General features: G+C 53.0%; 14 protein-coding genes. 9 read left to right on the top strand and 5 right to left on the bottom strand.

From position 1 onward, the window contains the following. Positions 1–112: 112 nt before the first annotated feature. The 6 genes from GSQ94_RS02135 (at position 113) to GSQ94_RS02110 (ending at position 7,663) form a co-directional block, all read left to right on the top strand. The gene (locus GSQ94_RS02135) at positions 113–2,767 is read left to right on the top strand and encodes a glycoside hydrolase family 3 C-terminal domain-containing protein (RefSeq protein WP_158941679.1); all 2,655 of its coding nucleotides are present in this window, start codon (positions 113–115) and stop codon (positions 2,765–2,767) included. A gap of 147 nt (positions 2,768–2,914) precedes the next feature. Further along, positions 2,915–3,133: a hypothetical protein gene (locus tag GSQ94_RS02130; protein ID WP_158941678.1), complete on the top strand. Its 219-nt coding sequence runs from the start codon at positions 2,915–2,917 to the stop codon at positions 3,131–3,133. Positions 3,134–3,470: 337 nt separating this feature from the next. Further along, on the top strand, positions 3,471–4,454 hold the full coding sequence (locus GSQ94_RS02125; RefSeq protein ID WP_254063553.1) for a ThuA domain-containing protein: 984 nt from the start codon (positions 3,471–3,473) through the stop codon (positions 4,452–4,454). Positions 4,455–4,591: 137 nt separating this feature from the next. Further along, on the top strand, positions 4,592–5,791 hold the full coding sequence (locus GSQ94_RS02120; RefSeq protein WP_216842992.1) for a Gfo/Idh/MocA family protein: 1,200 nt from the start codon (positions 4,592–4,594) through the stop codon (positions 5,789–5,791). Continuing rightward, the gene (locus GSQ94_RS21040; RefSeq protein WP_254063552.1) at positions 5,788–6,648 is read left to right on the top strand and encodes a biopolymer transporter Tol; all 861 of its coding nucleotides are present in this window, start codon (positions 5,788–5,790) and stop codon (positions 6,646–6,648) included. The genes GSQ94_RS02120 and GSQ94_RS21040 overlap by 4 nt, the downstream gene beginning before the upstream one ends. A gap of 88 nt (positions 6,649–6,736) precedes the next feature. Beyond that, positions 6,737–7,663, top strand: coding sequence for a VOC family protein (locus GSQ94_RS02110; protein WP_158941676.1), 927 nt, complete (start codon positions 6,737–6,739; stop codon positions 7,661–7,663). A 228-nt stretch (positions 7,664–7,891) separates the two neighbouring features. Here GSQ94_RS02110 and GSQ94_RS02105 read toward each other — a convergent pair whose 3' ends face one another. Together GSQ94_RS02105 and GSQ94_RS21760 are read right to left on the bottom strand one after the other, a co-directional pair. After that, positions 7,892–8,221: an ROK family protein gene (locus GSQ94_RS02105; RefSeq protein WP_254063551.1), complete on the bottom strand. Its 330-nt coding sequence runs from the start codon at positions 8,219–8,221 to the stop codon at positions 7,892–7,894. Between the two features lie 173 nt (positions 8,222–8,394). Beyond that, positions 8,395–8,559 (bottom strand): ROK family protein, encoded by a 165-nt coding sequence (locus GSQ94_RS21760; protein ID WP_158941674.1) that lies wholly within the window; start codon positions 8,557–8,559, stop codon positions 8,395–8,397. A 1,319-nt stretch (positions 8,560–9,878) separates the two neighbouring features. Between GSQ94_RS21760 and GSQ94_RS02095 the strand changes: the two genes are divergently transcribed. The 3 genes from GSQ94_RS02095 (at position 9,879) to GSQ94_RS02085 (ending at position 15,939) form a co-directional block, all read left to right on the top strand. Next, entirely contained in the window at positions 9,879–13,346 is a 3,468-nt protein-coding gene (locus GSQ94_RS02095) for a carboxypeptidase regulatory-like domain-containing protein (protein ID WP_158941673.1), read from the top strand. Positions 13,347–13,456: 110 nt separating this feature from the next. Continuing rightward, positions 13,457–14,629: a tetratricopeptide repeat protein gene (locus GSQ94_RS02090; RefSeq protein WP_371417418.1), complete on the top strand. Its 1,173-nt coding sequence runs from the start codon at positions 13,457–13,459 to the stop codon at positions 14,627–14,629. 110 nt (positions 14,630–14,739) lie between these two features. Beyond that, the gene (locus GSQ94_RS02085) at positions 14,740–15,939 is read left to right on the top strand and encodes a multiheme c-type cytochrome (protein WP_158941671.1); all 1,200 of its coding nucleotides are present in this window, start codon (positions 14,740–14,742) and stop codon (positions 15,937–15,939) included. A 1-nt stretch (position 15,940) separates the two neighbouring features. Here GSQ94_RS02085 and GSQ94_RS02080 read toward each other — a convergent pair whose 3' ends face one another. The 3 genes from GSQ94_RS02080 to GSQ94_RS21035 all read right to left on the bottom strand — a co-directional run. After that, on the bottom strand, positions 15,941–16,945 hold the full coding sequence (locus GSQ94_RS02080) for a lipopolysaccharide assembly protein LapB (protein ID WP_158941670.1): 1,005 nt from the start codon (positions 16,943–16,945) through the stop codon (positions 15,941–15,943). 187 nt (positions 16,946–17,132) lie between these two features. Beyond that, positions 17,133–17,774 carry an SOS response-associated peptidase gene (locus tag GSQ94_RS02075; protein ID WP_254063550.1) on the bottom strand — a complete coding sequence of 214 codons (642 nt, stop codon included), beginning with the start codon at positions 17,772–17,774 and terminating at the stop codon, positions 17,133–17,135. 81 nt (positions 17,775–17,855) lie between these two features. Then, positions 17,856–18,150, bottom strand: a 295-nt coding sequence (locus GSQ94_RS21035) for a hypothetical protein (RefSeq protein ID WP_216842991.1), incomplete at its 5' end; no start/stop codon positions are given.

Genomic DNA, 18,150 nt, shown 5'->3' with positions numbered 1-18,150 from the left:
ACTCCTTCAAACTTCGAACTTGAGCTATAAACTTCGTGGACATGCGTCGATATACTAGATACCTTTACCTAATTATCTTTATCTACACCGCAACATTCCTATAAAAGGGGACATGAAGCTCACCAGGAAATCGTTTACGGTAGTCATTGTGTTATGCGTCAGCTTCTTCGAGCTTTCTGCCCAACAAACCCCAGCGTATCTTGACACAGAGCTACCTGCGGAACGGAGAGCTGCGGATCTAGTACAGCGGATGACGCTAGAGGAAAAGGCAAGCCAGCTCGTAAATCAGGCGCGCGCTGTTCCCCGGCTTGGCGTACCTTCATACGACTGGTGGAGCGAAGCGCTGCATGGTGTGGCGAGCCAAGGGGTGACCGAATTTCCTGAGCCGATCGGTCTAGGGGCCACGTTTGATCCGACTGCGATCCATCGCATGGCGACTGTAATAGGTATTGAAGGGCGCGTAAAGAATGCGATGGCCGTCAAATCCAATGGCGGCCACAGCAATATCTTCGAGGGTCTGGACTTTTGGGCGCCGAACATCAACATCTTTCGCGATCCGCGGTGGGGTCGCGGGCAGGAAACCTATGGGGAAGACCCGTTTCTGACGGCTCGCATGGCAGTCGCATTCGTGACCGGCATGCAAGGAGATGATCCAAAATACTATCGCGCGATCTCTACGCCGAAGCACTACGCAGTGCATAGTGGTCCCGAATCCACTCGGCACACCTCAGATGTTACGGTAAGCAAGCACGACGAACTTGACACTTACCTTCCAGCATTTCGCGCGGCCGTGACCGAAGGTAAAGCCGACTCGGTGATGTGCGCATACAACAGCATAAACGGACAGCCTGCCTGTGCGAACGAGTTCCTGCTGCAGGACCAATTACGCGGCAAGTGGGCTTTCAAAGGCTACGTTGTCTCCGACTGTGGCGCGGTCGTCGATATCTTCCAGAACCACAAATTCTTACCCTCGCAGGCGCAGTCCTCCGCCATAAGTCTGAAGCGGGGGATGGATAATGAATGCGTGGACTTCACGTTCAAGGTCAAGGACAACCGTGACTACAAGCCCTATGCAGATGCGGTAAAGCAAGGCTATTTGAAGGAGTCGGAGATTGACACGGCCTTGGTGCGGCTATTTACAGCACGCATGAAGCTAGGCATGTTTGATCCACCACAGATAGTACCGTACACCAGGGTTGACGAAAATGAGTTGAATAGCGCGGCCAATCGTGAGTTGGCGCATGTGCTAGCGAACGAGTCTATGGTGTTGCTGAAGAACGATGGAACACTGCCTCTCAAAGGGAAAAAGACGATTGCGGTTATCGGTCCGTTGGCTGAACAAACCAAGGTTCTTCTCGGAAATTACAATGGAACGCCGACGCATACTATTTCGGTACTCGAGGGAATGCGCAAGGAATTTGGGGCAGACCGTGTTCATTATGAAGCTGGAACACAATTCTTGAGCCACACCGTCGAACCTGTACCCGGTTCTAGTTTGACGGCGAATGGTAAGCCTGGCGTAAAGCTCACGTTCTCTAAACTGGACATGTCCAATGTGAACAACGTGACCGGCACGAAGTCCCTTGCTGAGCGCACGGACCTGAATGTTGATGCGGGTGCTCAACCATTGCCTGCATCTGTGGCGAGCATACGCCCGCTTTCAATTCACTGGGACGGCGAGATAACCGCAACTGAGACTGGGGACTACAACCTAGGCCTGAAGGCGAATGGCTTTTTCCGGGTGAAGCTGGATGGCAAGAATGTGACGTCCTCCTACGGCGGCGATCCGGATGAGGCAAAACTGGGCCGTGTCCATCTGGAGGCAGGAAAACCCGCAATACTGCATGTGGAGTACACTCCACCCGAAAAAGCAGATCCGATTGCCAAGCTAGTTTGGGCTAAGGTCGATATGAGACCTCGCCCAGAGGCTATTGCCGCAGGCCAGAGTGCAGACGTGATTGTTGCAGTTCTTGGAATATCGAGCGAATTAGAAGGCGAAGAGATGCAAGTGAGTGAGCCGGGGTTTAAGGGTGGCGATCGGACCAGTATTGATCTGCCAAGACCCGAAGAAGATTTGCTCGAGGCGCTGGTAGCCACTGGTAAGCCGGTGGTCCTTGTGTTAACCAATGGCAGCGCGCTCGCGGTGAACTGGGCGCAGGGCCACGTCAACGCCATCGTCGACGCTTGGTATCCGGGAGAGGAAGGTGGGAAAGCGATTGCTGAGACGATCTCGGGGAAGAACAACCCTTCGGGTCGGCTTCCAGTCACCTTTTATACTGGAGTCGATCAGTTGCCATCTTTTGATGACTACGCAATGCATGGCCGCACCTACCGGTACTTCGAGGGAACTCCCCTCTACCCGTTCGGGTTCGGCCTGAGCTATACAACATTCTCTTATAGCAACCTCAACCTTCCTGTACGTCCTATATCAGCGGGACAGTCTGCTTCGGCTGACGTGACTGTAACAAACGCGGGCAAAGTCGCTGGAGACGAAGTTGCACAGCTTTATCTCAGCTTTCCTCAAGTAAAGGGCGCGCCTCTTCGCGCTCTTCGTGGGTTTCAGCGTGTCCATCTGGAAGCAGGCCAGTCGCAGACGCTTCATTTTGATTTGAAGCCGCGCGATCTGAGCATGGTGTCAGAAGCGGGTGATCCGACCATTGTTGAGGGAAAGTATGTAGTCATTGTGGGCGGAGGGCAACCGGATACACTTGCACCTACGGTGAAGGGTTCCATTCAGGTAATAGGATCGATGAAACTGCCCGAATAACGAAAAAACGCCTGATTGTAAAACTGAGTTAGCACAACCCATCCTGTTTTTCCAAGTGGTTAACTGCCATGAAGTTAGCAGTCTAAAGAACAGAGTTTTCGATCGCTTCTCGTCCCTTAGGCGCACATTTCTTCTAATGATGTTGGCATGAAATGTGTCAATAGTTATTCCTGTTCGTGGATTTCTGATATCGTCGCAAACTTTCCTGCCGTTGGAATTGAGAATGAAGCTACTTCAACCGCAATTGTCGCCATGTTCTTGCAGAGCTATCAGGAAGCTATTGATGTATTCAGATTGGCCGCCAACCAGGATGCCTCCTTCGGAGATTTGCTGGCCACGGAAACTTCTTCGTATCGAGCAGCATAAAGAACGGCCTGTTAAAAAGGTTTCGCTCACAAGTCTGCATACAGGAATTTGCCATCTCGCAAAACATTGGGATGCTGACCGAGCCGGTGCAACTTTCGGGCATAGGGAGCACCTAGCAAGACTCTCCATGGCGCTGTTGTCAGCGTAGATGCGGGGGAAAACTTGTTTGCTCCCGGTCAGTAGATTAGCCCTGCTGAGCGCACACGGTGCCAAGATGGAGAGATGTTCATTTACGGTGAGGTTAGTCGAGAGGCAAGAGGAAGATGGCTGTTGTGCAATCCTTCAAGGATGAGTTACTTTTAGCTGCGAGATGAACGTTGGAACAGGGAGTTGCATCTTGAATAAAGTTATACTTGGTGTTCTGGCCCTTACGATCAGCCTGTTGAGCATCCCGGCGCGGGCAGCCGCACCCATTTTAGTCATGATTTTGGATGGGGAGAGTGGCGGAACCTACCACAATTGGCGGGTCACTACTCAGGTTCTCAAGAAGGAGTTGGGCGAAGTCGGAATGTTTAGCGTGGATGTTCTAACCGCTCCGCCTGCGGGGGCCGACTTCAAAAGTTTCCGGCCTGATTGGGGCAAATATAAGGTGATCGTCTTCAACTATGATGCTCCAGACCAACGCTGGCCAACGGAGCTAGGGGCCTCTTTTGAGACTTACATGAGGAACGGTGGAGGCATGGTCTCGGTTCATGCTGCGGATAATGCTTTTCCAGAGTGGACAGCCTACAACGAGATGATCGGTGTGGGTGGCTGGCGCGATCGGGATGAGAAAGCCGGGCCGCACTGGTACTACAGCGACGACAAGTTGGTGTCAGATGGCAAGCCGGGTAAGGCAGGTCACCACGGTCTGCGTCGTCCTTTCAAGATGACGTCACGGAAGCTATCTCATCCCATCATGAAGGCGCTGCCCCGGACCTGGATGCACCAGGGTGATGAGCTCTACGACAGCCTGCGCGGGCCAGGTACGAACATGACGGTGTTGGCGACGGCGTATTCCGATCCGGCAAACGGAGGGACAGGTTTTGATGAGCCGTTGTTGATGGTCTCGAAATTCGGCAAGGGCCGTATCTTTCAAACAGCAGTGGGGCACGACGCACTCGCGATGAGCTCGGTGGACGCAGTGGTCACACTCCAGCGAGGAGTGGAGTGGGCAGCTACAGGTAAGGTAACGCAGAAGGTGCCGGGCACCTTCCCAAATGAAAACACCATAAGCTACCGGGCGGATCTGGCAGCACTCGACCCAAACTATCCCAAGGGGCTGAACCCACTGGATGCCCCCAATAAACCTACGCCTATAGCTTCTTCGCCAGCCAGATAACAAAGGCATCGAGAGACTTTTTGATTAAGACAATTGAAGGCACGGCGATCCGTCACTTACTTGGTATACGCGAGTAAAGTACGAGTCGAGAGATACCATCCACTAAGTTAAGGAGGGTAGACCGTGGAGAGAGTGGCATGAGCAGACGAATCAGGTTGGGGATGGTCGGGGGTGGTCCAGGAGCGTTCATCGGAGCAGTACATCGCGCCGCAGCCCGGCTGGATGATCGATATGAGCTCGTGGCGGCTGCACTCTCTTCCGACCCGGATCATTCACACACAGCGGCTAAGGAGTTGCACATCCCGCGCGCCTATCGTAGCTTCACCGAGATGGCAGCTGAAGAGGCGAAGCGGAGCGATAGGATCGATGCGGTCGCGATCGTCACACCGAACCACACGCACCATGCGATTGCCAAGGTTTTTCTCGAAGCGGGGATCCACGTGATTTGCGATAAGCCACTCACCACAACGCTCGAAGATGCATTGGATCTTTCAGATACGGTGAACCGGACCGGGTTGATCTTTGGCTTGACCCATAATTATGTCGGCTATCCGCTCGTCCGGCAGGCGCGCGCGATGGTGTTAGCCGGTGAACTTGGTGAAGTCAGGATGATCCAGGTGGAGTATGCGCAGGATTGGCTCTCTACGCCACTTGAGACCACGGGTTCACGGCAGGCAGATTGGCGAACCGATCCCGCGCGCAGTGGACCAGCAGGGTGCCTGGGAGATATCGGCACGCACGCGTTTCATCTGGCTTGTTTCACGACCGGGTTGCGCTGCACGGACCTGGCAGCGGACCTGACAACCTTCGTACCAAAACGACGACTCGATGACAATGTGCAACTCCTGCTGCGCTTCGCAGGTGGAGCTAAAGGTAGTTTGTGGGCCTCTCAAGTAGCTGTCGGAAATGAAAATCATCTGCAATTGCGCATCTATGGGGAAAAGGCTGGGCTGTCCTGGGAACAGGAGAACCCGAACTATCTCCGCTTTGCTCCGCTCGGAGAGCAGCCCCGCATCATCACTCGTGGTGGGCCCGGAATGGGGACGACGGCAAAGTGGGCGACGAGAATTCCTGCTGGCCATCCAGAGGGATATTTCGAGGCGTTTGCGCAGCTTTACACCGATTTGGCGGAGCAGATCACAGCTCGAATGGAAGAGCGGGAGCCTGATCCGAGAGCCATGCTGGTGCCTGGAGTTGAGGATGGAGTACTTGGCGTTCAGTTCATCATTGCGGCTCTGGAGTCCGCCCGGAACAGGTCAGCCTGGACGCCCATGCCCAGTTCGACAAGCATCTCTGCTATCACGTCAGCAAGCCATTCCGCCACGGTGTCCCAATGAATAAGTTCTTAGTTCGCCTCAAGACCAATCCCTCTTGTCGTGTCTTTGTCCCAGCCCTTCTACTTGCGCCGCTGCTCTGCACAGCACCGAATCTGCTGCGTGCCCAGGCGGCCAGTAGTGCTGCATCTTCAAAGCCGGGGACACCTGACTGGGCGCAACCGGGCTCGTCGACGCACACGCAGGTCGCGCCGCCTCCGAACTTTCATCGTGCTACCAGGACGTCGGACTTACCAATCGGGATCTTTCAAGGACAGTCCGACGTCGGAGGTGCGCTGTCGCCAGGAAGTGCCAGCTACGATCCAGGCATGAGGCAGTACACAATTATTTCCTCCGGCTACAACGTGTGGTACACCCGCGACGAGTTCCGATTTCTGTGGAGGAAGATGTCGGGCGACGTCTCATTAGCCGCGGACATCGCATATCCGGATCCAAACGGCTATGAAGACCGGAAGGCCGTGCTGATCATTCGCCAGGATCTGGAAGACGACTCGAAGGAAGCACTGGTTGCCCTGCATGGCGGCGGCATGATCCACCTTGCGCAGCGACCGAAGAAAGATCTTCGTATGAGGGATATGGAGTATCGCATCGGCGGTCGAGGACTTCCTGCCGGTAAGTCTCCGGACAGCCTTGTGCCCGTATTGGCAAAGCGTGTTGGACTCGAAAAGCGGGGCGACTCATACACGCTGTTCGTCAGTGTCGATGGTGAGCCAATGCATCAGTTCGGGCCGCCCATTCAACTTCATATCGACGGTCCATTTTATGTCGGCATCGGTTTCTGCCCCCACCTCCCCGACACAACAGACACCGCAGTGCTTTCGAATGTGATCCTCGAAAATCGAGCCGGCAAAGTTCGCTAGTATTGGTTCGAGTCGCTTGCTCACGTCGAAGCTTATTTGCCGACATCTACAATCTAGCTCACATTACCGAGAGGGAACGATGATCAGGATGCTTGTATTAACCTTGAGCGCTTTGCTATTGAACGGCGTAACTGCACAGGGGCGGGAGAATCCGCAACGGCCGTCATTGGCTAGTGTCTCGCATCTCAGTGTCTACAGCAGCGACCTCAAGAAAACGGAGCAGTTCTACGTACATGATCTTGGCGCAACAAAGGGCACAGATCCGCAGGACTCGGCTGGAGTACGGTATTACTTCAGTCCAGTGCAGTTCGTGGAAGTGCTGCCGCTGCCCGCAGATGATCAGGATCAGAAAAATAGATTTAGGGGAGTAGGTTACAACGTTGCGAATGCGGAAGAAATGAGACGCTACCTGGATACCCACAGTATCGTTGTACCAGCAGCCGTAACCAAGGGGAGCGATGGGAGCGAATTCTTCGCAGTGAATGATCCAGAAGGAAACCGGATCGAGTTTGTGCAGCCCCCGCCACACCCGATCGCGATCCAGCCGAGCCCCATAAGCCAGCACATCATGCACGTTGGCTACATCGTGCATGATGTAGCCGCAGAGAACGATTTCTATTTAACTCTGCTCGGTTTTCGTCCCTACTGGCACGGCGGCATGAAAGATGACTCGGCGGACTGGATCTCCATGCAACTCCCAGACGGAAGAGACTGGGTGGAGTTCATGACCGCACAAGGGCCGGAGAAGACAGGCATCCCAACTGCCATGTCGCAAGAGACTGCCGGAGTGTTGGATCACTTCGCCCTCGGCGTTGACAACATCGAACACAGTTACAACCTCCTCTTTGAGCGTGACGGGCTGAACGGCAGACACAGCCCCGTGCAGCTTGGCCGAGATGGAAAGTGGCAGCTCAATCTTTATGACCCGGACGGGACACGCGCGGAACTCATGGAGTTCCACCCGGCAGAAAAGCCATGCTGCTCCCCATTCCTGTTACCAAGCCCTACTAGATGAATTACTACTGCATTCGCCGGAGCAGCATCCTAAAGACTAAATTCTTTTCCTACGAAACCTATCTCGCGCTAGCGGAGCCTTCTGTCGAGCGTTGCGTACAAACTGGAGAGAATGCAGTCCAGTGTGTGTACTATCGCATCAGATTCCCGGCTAGCGTACGTTGCTTCTTCCTATGAGAAGCACGGTAGTAGCCGGAGTGACGTTGCAACACAACGGCGCCGGCTCCCCTTAGGAGGCGAATTCTCCGTCGCCGATGGACTTGATTCGAGGCCGTGAATTCGTTAGAAGACCAGCCGTGCATTCGCGCTCGATCGCTTCATGACAAATACTCCAGAACAGGGTGATATCGCCGGCGAACAGAATCAACTGCGGCGAAAGCGCAGCGTTAGTTGTTCTTAATCCTCTACCGATCGCGATGCTTTGCTTGTCAATCGCCTTCAAGGCGGCTTTGTCGCCGTTCATCGCCAACGCAAGTAGTTCGTGAATCTGAGTGCGGCCGCCGGATTCTGGCGCTAGTTCCGTGTAATATCTCAGTGCCGCAGTAGAGGAGGCGAACATCTCCCAGCACACCACCTGGCCGCAGGCACACTGCGGTCCTGTGGAGTCGATTACATGTGCCCGAATTCGCCCGCAAGCCCTTTCGCCCTAATATTAGTCGGCCCTCTGCAAGCACCGCAGCTCCGACGCCTTCAGAGATAGCAATCAGCACGGTGCTGTTGGTCGCATCGATGTTACCGAACCGAAAGCTCCGAAAGGAGGCAAGCGTTGGCGTCATTCTCGAGCTCCACGCCTAGACCCAACCGTCGGGAAAGGATTCCGCTGACGTCGAAATTCAACCACCGCATGTTTGGCACAAGAACCATCTGGTTTGTTTTTTGATCGACACGCCCCGGCACGTTGAGGCCTACGCCTTCGAAAATCTTGTCTTGGTGTTGCTTCGAAGACGCTCCATCGCGAGGAAAGCTATCTCACGCGATAAAATCGCCCGTTCAAATCGATTACCGCGACAGCGGCCCGAGCAGGACGAACGGCGGCGACAAGAGGGACGTGCTTGTCATTGAGTGAGAGCATCGCAGGCCGCCGTCCCTCGCGGGATTTTTACAACTGCACCCTCGCGAATCCAACGTTCTTTAAGGGGTTCTAAAACAATAGAGGAGACAGTCCTAGCCTGAAGACCTGAAGCCCGCGCCAAGCCTACGCGAGAGACTGGCTGCAACTCACGCACACGCTCTAAGCGTGTCACAATTGATGTCGCGCGTCAGCTCCCTGGAACCTACGTCTACATTAGCCTGTGCGCGTGATGCTCCTATGGCCGATTTCCTCAATACTGATCTTTTCAGTGCCGCTTTCTTCATGCGAATGTGGGACCGACGTATCCACGAACGGTATTTGCGCAACGATCACCTGCCGCAATCAAAACTGCCTGATCACAAAAAGTCTGTCCAGAACTGGGTTCCGTTCTGTTGCGCAGCACGATGCTAGCCTCCAACACAGGGGAACGCTTGGCTGCGTCAGGCAGGACTGCAAGAAGAGTCGGTGAACAGCGTACGACTTTACATTCCAGCATGAAAATAAATTGTACGTGCTTCATTATGGCGGCTCGAGGACGCGTGCATTCGGTCCCGCCTGTCTCGCCCGATATGATGCCTCAACGATGGCGCTGGCGTACCTCTTGCGCCAGCATCTGCTGAACTTATCCTCAAGCGTCATGCGTCCAATCAGATCGTCGATGCGTTGATCAATGGCGAGGTCTGGCTTCTGATGTATGACTCGTTGAGCGAGTAGGGCGTCGGACGAAAACAACCAAAAGATCCAGCACACTCACGCAATAGACACTATTCACGAGAATAGCTCCTGCAGTTTTATGCTCCGGATTAATGCTAGGCACCCGAATTATAGCTTTCGGCGAGTTGAACCACTGCGGATAGAGGGCGTACTTATTAACTCGGGTGTATGGCCCCAGGTGTTGCCTCTTGATACCAAGTCGGAACTATAGATTTATCTTGACACAATTATTTCGGGACCACTAAGATTGCCGCGAATCGAGATACCAGTGGATATATTTACTCAATTTGGACGATCTTGCTCTCAATACAAACGACGGCCAGCTGTAGATCTGTGCGGTGAGCTTTTCCGGCTATAGGAGCGAGTAATCCTTCGGAGTAACCCAAACGTGTAGTTTGGCGATTCACGCAGTTTATCTTCAGGAGGTTTTATGCGGACTTTGCAGTCTTCGCTCATTGCGTTGGTACTTCTAGTGCTTTCGGTCGGAATGGCCAAAGCACAAGGTACGAGTCAAATCGTAGGAACGGTGACGGACCCAACGGGAGCCATTGTCCCGCAGGCCAAAGTTACCCTTACCTCGCCGCAAACGGGCGGTTCACAGACTGCTTTTTCCAATGGCGCTGGCATCTTTGAGTTCAACGGACTGGATATCGGTACCTACAATCTTTCGGTCAGCGCAACGGGCTTCCAGACCGTTAAGAAGAACGACATCGTCGTGAACGTTGGGGCGAGCCTAAAGGAAAATATAGCGCTGGCTGTTGGCAGCAGTAGTCAGACTGTAACCGTGGAAGCTAATGGCTTGCAAGTTCAGTCTGAAAGCAACGAGGTCAGTACACTGATCACGGGCCAGCAGATTGTACAACTGGCTACCAATGGCCGTAATGTGTATGCACTCACGACACTGGGCACCGGCGTCTCCACCAACGCCCCGTCTTTCAATGGGATAACAGCCCAAGGTAGTAACGCTAATCTGAGCTTCAATGGCCTAAGACCGGATCATAACAACTGGCTCATCGACGGGGGCGAAGTCTACGACCGCGGTTCAGGCGGGAAGTTGGACGTTCTGCCTTCGCCTGACGTTCTATCTGAGTTTAGAGTTCTCTCCAGCAACTACACTCCCGACTATGGAATCTCCTCGGGAGGTACGATCGCGATGGAACTTAAGAGCGGTACTCGCAGCCTGCACGGCGGACTCTGGGAGTTCATTCGTAATGACGCTTTGGACGCGAACGCTTATTTCGCTAACCAAAACAACCAGCCAAAGCCTGAACTGCGCTTGAACATCTACGGCGGCGACGTCGGCGGCCCGGTTGTCATCCCGCACCTCTACAATAACAATCGGCAGAAAACCTTCTTCTTTTGGAGCGAGGAGTGGCGTAAGTTAGTCCAGGGTGCGAATCCGACTGCGGTAAACACGATTCCGGCAAACGACTTCCCAACCGCGGGTGCGCCTCTCACTTACACCCCATTTAACGGGCAGGCTGCTCCAATTGTTCCCAACGTGCCAGGCAATGCGGCATACACCCAGAGAGAAACGGCAGCTGGACTCACTCCGGGCCAGCCTTTTCCAAATGGAATAATCCCGGCTACTCTCCTCGACCCGAACGCTGTTCTCTTCTTGGGTACCGGCGCCATTCCTCCGCCAAACGCTGCTAATAATCAGACTATCGTCTCTCCGAAACAACCGACGGATGTTCGAGAAGATACGGTTCGAATCGATCACAACATAACCGACAAACTACATCTGCTTGGAAGCTGGATTCACGACACTACATCCCAAACGGTCTATCCTCCGATGTGGAGCAGCGGAAGCTACTACACGGTTGGAAACATCTTCCAAAACCCTTCTTGGGCTGCCGTCGTCAAGTTGAGTCAGACGCTCTCTCCGACTTTGCTTAATGAGACCGCTTTCAATGTAAACGGGAACACAATTCAGATGACACCGGTGGGTGTCTACGCCGAGCCTGCAGGCTGGAGTGCGGGAAGCTTTTTTACCGGTAACAATGCCTTGAATCGTCTACCTCAAATTGCCTTTAGCGGTGGTCCTATTAACACCACTTATGCGGTCAACTACTGGCCGTGGCATAACTCGTTTTTGGACTACCAGATCCGCGACGACCTCTCCTGGGTGCGTGGCCGCCACTCCCTAAAGTTTGGAGTATCTTATATGCGTTCGGACAAGAACCAGCAACTTCAGGCCGATACGCAAGGTGACTACACCTTCCAAGGGGGCGCCGGACAGGCCTCCACTGACGCCTATGTGAACTTTCTTCTAGGTTTCGCTTCCAACTATCAGCAATTGCAATCACAGGCAATCGACCATTGGGTCAATAACACCTACTCCGCCTATGTTCAGGACGACTGGCACGCCACGTCTCGGCTGACCCTTAACCTGGGCGTCCGTTATGACGGTCTGCCGCACGTTACGGAGAAAAACAATCAGGTAGCGACCTTCAATCCCGCCTTATTCACAACAGCCAACGCGCAAAGCCCCAACGCTTCAACTGGCAGTCTGGATCCGACAGGACCCGGTTTTTCCCAGCCTGCGGGAGCCCCAGCAGCGTTCTATCTGAACGGAATAGCACTGGCCGGACAGAACGGTATTCCAGCTGGTCTGGTAAAGAACAATTACTTCACAGCTCAGCCGCGACTCGGCTTCGCCTACGATGTGTCCGGTAATGGCAAAACAGTCTTTCGCGGAGGGCTTGGGGTGTTCTATGAGCGCGTCCAAGGCAATGATACATACAACGTCAACACAACACCTCCCTTCGCCTATCAGCCGAAGGCTAACCAGGTCTTTTTCTCTAATCCAAACACAAGTTACACAAGTGGGGCGACGGCTGCATCTCCAGTCAGTCCAGCTAACTTGACCGCGCTCAGCAACTATTATCCGAATCCCGCAACCACCCAATACAGCTTCGGCGTACAACAGGAGCTCGCTCCTTCGATCATCCTAGGATTACAGTATGTCGGCAGCTCGGCTTGGAATCAGAACAACGACCGCGAAATAAATGATCTGGCGTTGTCCAACGATCCAACTATCCTAGCAGAGCGTGAGGCCGTAGCTACCAGCGGCTCAAACGGACTTAACGCCAACGCAAATCTATACCGGCCTTATCAGGGCTTCGGAAACATTAAGGTAGAGGAGAACGGATCGAACAGCAGTTACAACTCGTTTCAAGCCGCACTGCGGATGGAAAAGAAACATGGCCTCTCCTTGCAGCTCGCGTACACATGGTCACACGAGATCGACATCTCAAGCGGCGATTTGGGCAATGCTGTCTCTAATCCCTATGACCTGAAGTACGATCGCGGATCTGGCGCCTATGACCGACGCCATATCTTCAATGCTAATTACGTCTACGATTTGCCGTTCTTCCTTCACTCCGACAAGTTTGTTCTGCGCGAATTTGTTGCTGGCTGGCAGATAGCCGGAGTCACGACGGCGGAGGCTGGGACGCCTGAGGTGAATGGCAGCAGTGTAGGAATCTCATATAACGGTCCCGATACCCTAGGACTTGGTGGCAACACATTCAACCGGCCAAACGTGGTTGGTGCGATCTCTTATCCTAAGACTCAGCACGCTTGGTTCAATACCGCAGCATTCGCAGCGCCTGTGGCCCCGTGGACCAATGGCGGTACTACCACAGGCTATGGCAACTCCAGCAAAGATGTCGTTGTTGGCCCAGGATTGTTCAACTGGAACATTTCACTTTACAAAGACATCGCACTTCCACGAGAGGGTATGCACTTCCAATTCCGCGCAGAGTCGTTCAATACCTTCAACCACACTGAGTTCCAGAATGTCGACGCCAACACTGCTGATCAGAACTTTGGTCAGGTCACCAGTACCTTCGATCCCCGCACACTGCAGTTTGGTCTCAAGTTTCTCTTCTAACGAAGTATATGACCATCTGGCCAGCACAACCCTAAACTACAAGGGACAGCAGCTAGTCTTAGCTGCTGTCCCTTTTCTTCTTCGCTGAATGCATCGCGGTCTGAGATACGATGTTGTCAGTCTCGTTGGTGGCTCCCATGCTCCGTTTCGTAACTCGCGCGGCCGCTTTTCTGCTCTATTGTTCCGCTGTCTGCTTTTTCGCGTTTGCTCAATCTACTTCATTACCCAAAGAGGTGCAGCACGCTTTAGAGGCTGAGAAACAAGGGGCATATCCGATAGCTGAGGAGCGGTGGGCACATATTACTTTGGCGTGGCCGAAGGATGCAAATGCGTGGGCTCATTTAGGTCTCGTTCGTGCGCTTCAAAGCAAGTACGCGACAGCTGTCCCGGCGTATCGCAAGGCGCTTCAACTCCACTCTGGTCTACCGGGATTGCACCTTGACCTTGGGCTTGCATTGTTCAAGCAGGAGCAGTTCAAGGATGCGATTGCTCCTCTAAAAGCTGCCGTGATCGAGACACCTAGGGAGGTAAAACCGCAGCTTCTGCTCGCCATGGATTATTACGGCCTCGCACAGTACGCTGAAGCAATTCCTTATTTTGAGTATGCCGTGACTTCTTCGCCTGACAATCTTGAACTCAGACTGACACTTGCACAAAGCTGTTTGTGGGCGGCTGACTACACCTGCACTATTGAACAATACCAGCAGATCCTGCATCAGAATCCCAACTCTGCACAGGCGGGTATGCTCGCGGGTCAAGCGATGGACGGGCTCGGTCGAACCGCTGATGCGATTGAGCAATTTCGTGAAACCGAGAGGATCGCGCCTCACGAGCCACAGGTTCACTTCGGCCTCGGTTATCTTCTTTGGAAGCAGCTGAGATTTGAGGAGGCTGAAAAAGAGTTCGACCTCGAGCTATTGGAGAATCCTGATCAGACGCAGGCGCTCGCTTATCTAGGCGACATCGCAATGAAACATAACGATAGGGACACAGCGATCAGCTACCTTAAACGTGCGATCGCACAGCCAGGAGCTACACGAGTGGCCTATCTCGATCTAGGCACTCTGCAAGCTGACCTCGAGCAAAACGAAGAGGCCAAGGCAAACTTCCTAAAAGCCATTCAGCTTGACCCTGAAAATACTGATGCACACTGGCGGTTGGCAAGGCTGTATCTTGCGATGGGGAGCCGAAGTGAAGCGCAAGCAGAGTTTGCAATAACAAGTAAGCTGCAACAAAAAGAGCGCGTAAAGGCAACGCAGGGAATGGCGCTTGTGATCAAGTAACAAAAATATTAGATGTCCCTCGTTCTCTGCTTTTGTAGTAACACTAAACGTGAAGTAAATCAGTATCGGCCGCCGGGGAGTTGTGGAGCGTTGCCAATGAGGCAGTTGACATGTTCAGACTTGGTTGGCTGATTTTTCCCGTCTCAGCGTTCTTTGCCCTTGCAATGTTAAATCCAGGCGACGTCAATGCCGATAATATCGCTTCGCAGCGTGTCGGGTACGCTGGAGATTCTACTTGTCTGCCGTGTCACAGGTCCCAAAACCTCTCCTATGCCCACACCGGCCATCGCCTTAGCTCTCAGCTGGCAAACACTACTTCTATTCGCGGTGCGGTGCAAAATGGTAGCAACATTCTCACCATAACCCCTGAGAATGATCCCGCGTTGCCGGCGCTTCGATTCGTGATGAGCGAAAAAGGGGGGAGCTATTTCGAGACAGCAGTGACGGGTTTCGGCTCTGATCTGCAACGCAGGACTGAACAAATTGACATCGTCACAGGTTCAGGAAAGCGAGGACAAACTTACCTATACTGGCAACAGGATCGCCTATTTGAACTGCCCGTGAGCTATTGGAGCGATGGAAACAAATGGATTAATAGTCCAGGATATGAAGACGGCACAGCAAACTTTTCACGGGCCATCGCCCCTGGTTGTATTGAGTGTCACGCCACGTATATGCAGCCTATTTCGAGCGAATTTTCCACGAATCGATTCGACCGGAAAAGTTTGGTACCAGGTATATCGTGCGAGACCTGCCATGGCCCCGGCGCGAATCACGTATTGTTGGAATCGCGACGAACAATCTCCGCACATGGAGCCCATCAAGAAGCGATCTTGAATCCGTCGTCTTTCCCACGCGATCGACAGGTTGACCTCTGCGGCTACTGCCACAATGGACAGCTTGACCCGGTTGCTCCAGCTTTCTCTTATGTGCCGGGTAGACCACTGACTGATTTCTTCAAGCCGGTGTCGCCGCCTGTCAGTAATAATCCAGACGTCCATGGAAATCAGGTTGGCCTGCTTAAGCTCAGCCGCTGCTTTCAGTCATCTCCTTCAATGACATGTTCAACTTGTCACGACGTTCACTCAGTCGAGCGCCCCGCAATCTCCTACTCTGATCGATGTCTGACATGCCATCAATGGCAGACCTGTAAAGTCGCCAAGAAGCTCGGCCATGGGTCAACCTCTAACTGCATCGATTGTCATATGCCGGTGCTGCCTACGGACAAAATCGTGTCCGAGACAGCTGGGACCAAGCTCCACGCAAGCATGCGAAGTCACTGGATCAAGATCTATTCCCAGCTCAACTAATCTACGGTTGAGACGGCTGCAGATCGCTGAGTAACTGCAAGAGCGGCTCATTGCTTGAATCGAGGGCGGCGCTCGCAGCTTTAGTTTTGAGCGTCGCGGATTCGGCGATTGCGACTGGCCGATTCAGCATCTCCATCTGCTGACGAGGTGCTGGGTCATACTGGTTCAATCGAATCGCCTTCTGAAACTCGTCGGCCGCTTCATCTTTGCGGCCCTTCTTGGCATGCAAGATTCCGAGATCGAGATGAACAATCTCCAAAGGCAAATTCTGAGCCGCAGCTGCGTCAAGGTCGATCTCCGCCTTTTGGTACTCCCCAACAGCCAAATAAGAACTCCCAAGATAAGCCAGTGTTTGTGTCCGATTAGGATTACATCTTAGATCGTCTTCAAACTCTGCAGCAGCGGCGCCGAATTGTTTGTCCTTCCATAGCATGTAACCAAGAGCGAAGTGTGCACTTGGCAAGGATGGGTTCACGCGAATCGCTTCATGAAGTTGATCGATCGCGCCGGTGGGGTCACCCACCGCATCAAGCGCCTGCGCTGAAAGCATATCCGCCTCAGCCGAGTCTAAATTCATGCTATTGATGTTCTTGCGGACATCTAGCACACAGTCGTATTGCTTACTCCACAAACAACTTCGCGCGAGCGCCAGGTAGAGAGCAAAATTCTGCGGGTCCTGACTGGCGGCCCTCCTAAAATAGGGGACAGCTACGAAATAATCCTCCATAGCGAAGTGCGCCGTAGCAACAAGTGTTTGCAGTCGCTGATCCCCAGGTTGCTTTCGCAACTCATCGCGGAAGATTTTCGCTGCATTCGGAAAATCACCAGATTTAAAATAAACAAGACCCAGGTTCATCTGCAGTCCAGGATACTCTGGATCGAGATTTAGAGCGCGCTTATAAATCGTTGCAGCAGCCTCATAATGTTGCTGCATTGATTCCATAAGACCCATGTGCGCCAGAGGTTCCGGGTCTCTTGGGTTTACTTGACCTAACTGGTCCCACATTCTTTCCGCTTCTATATGCAGTCCATTCTGCTCCAGCGACAGGGCCTGAGACCGTGAGGGTCCTTGCGCTCGAGCGCTTACGAATCCGCAGAGAAGCATGAAAGTGAAATAACAACCGGCTTTGCAAGTGGCGCTCATCTATCGCTCCGCATAAGGGAAACCTTCCGGGTCATCACAAGGACATCGGCTATTCGCCGATAAGTTCGACCAAAGACATTTTTTCTGCCGAAAAGGGACGGAACAAATCGAAAGGCCAGTCAAGGTGACGTTTCACTGTCAGCCATCGATCGAAGTCAGGTGCCTCAACAATGACGGGCATTCTGGTGCTGATGTGGTTCAGCAGATGATTCGATTCGGTAGTAATAATGGTGTAACTGAGTATCTCCTTGTTATCAAGCGGATTCTTCCAGCAATCCCATAAGGCCGCGAGTGCAAAAGGCATTTGATTGACCATCTCGACAGCGTAGAGTTTCCGATAGGGGTCTAACCCATTCCATTCATAAAAACCTGATACTGGCACTAGACATCGTTTCCTGTGAAATGGGACACTCCATGTTCTTCTTGCTTCCAAGGTTTCGGCCCTGGCGTTGATCGTGGTGAAGCCGGCGTACCGAGAGAGAGACTTCGCAGAGCTAGGAATCATTCCCCAACGCATCGGTACAAACTCTCGAGCTTCGGCGGGATTTTGTTGGGTGAGAACGGGGTGAAAAGTTGCGGGATGCACATCGCACTTCTTAGCAGAGAACATGGCTGGGTAATCGTGGTTTGTAGCACCGAACACGTCAAACACTTCTGATTCGTGAAATGACCGATAGAATCGCCGGCACATCCAGAGCCTCCTGCGTCAATCTACAGATCGAGTTGACTGTCCGTTACGTTCACGATACGGTTCGCATCTGTTTCTAACTACTCAGGTGGCAAAAGCGATAACCAGTTTTAGGGGAAAGCAACCTACAGCCTCTTCATTTATTTCGGCAGGGAAAATATACCAGTACTTATAGAAAAAAATCAAGAAAAGAAGATAACAGTCAGAGACCAGATGGATTGCTAAAATTTCCTTCTTGCAGAAGCTGTGATTTTGCTCTGACCTGCTCCCTTGGATCCGCACATACGCAAGTATGATTTCGGATTCAGGGAGGAGAGCAGTATGAGCAAGAGCAAGCACAGCGAAGCGCAGATTATTGCGGCTTTGAAGCAAGTAGAGG

Origin of the sequence: Granulicella sp. S190, from assembly GCF_009766095.1 — a bacterium.
Lineage (GTDB): Bacteria > Acidobacteriota > Terriglobia > Terriglobales > Acidobacteriaceae > Edaphobacter.
Note: the sequence above shows the minus strand (reverse complement) of the source record. Positions and strands in the feature narration are given on the sequence as shown.

Bases quoted from the DNA above. Each gene is read 5' to 3' on its own strand.
- GSQ94_RS02080 (WP_158941670.1), bottom strand. From the start codon at position 16,945: ATGTGGGACCAGTTAGGTCAAGTAAACCCAAGAGACCCGGAACCTCTG.
- GSQ94_RS02120 (WP_216842992.1), top strand. From the start codon at position 4,592: ATGAGCAGACGAATCAGGTTGGGGATGGTCGGGGGTGGTCCAGGAGCG.
- GSQ94_RS02085 (WP_158941671.1), top strand. From the start codon at position 14,740: ATGTTCAGACTTGGTTGGCTGATTTTTCCCGTCTCAGCGTTCTTTGCC.
- GSQ94_RS02090 (WP_371417418.1), top strand. From the start codon at position 13,457: ATGTTGTCAGTCTCGTTGGTGGCTCCCATGCTCCGTTTCGTAACTCGC.
- GSQ94_RS02105 (WP_254063551.1), bottom strand. From the start codon at position 8,221: ATGTTCGCCTCCTCTACTGCGGCACTGAGATATTACACGGAACTAGCG.
- GSQ94_RS02130 (WP_158941678.1), top strand. From the start codon at position 2,915: ATGAAATGTGTCAATAGTTATTCCTGTTCGTGGATTTCTGATATCGTC.
- GSQ94_RS02075 (WP_254063550.1), bottom strand. From the start codon at position 17,774: ATGTGCCGGCGATTCTATCGGTCATTTCACGAATCAGAAGTGTTTGAC.
- GSQ94_RS02135 (WP_158941679.1), top strand. From the start codon at position 113: ATGAAGCTCACCAGGAAATCGTTTACGGTAGTCATTGTGTTATGCGTC.
- GSQ94_RS02110 (WP_158941676.1), top strand. From the start codon at position 6,737: ATGCTTGTATTAACCTTGAGCGCTTTGCTATTGAACGGCGTAACTGCA.
- GSQ94_RS02095 (WP_158941673.1), top strand. From the start codon at position 9,879: ATGCGGACTTTGCAGTCTTCGCTCATTGCGTTGGTACTTCTAGTGCTT.
- GSQ94_RS21040 (WP_254063552.1), top strand. From the start codon at position 5,788: ATGAATAAGTTCTTAGTTCGCCTCAAGACCAATCCCTCTTGTCGTGTC.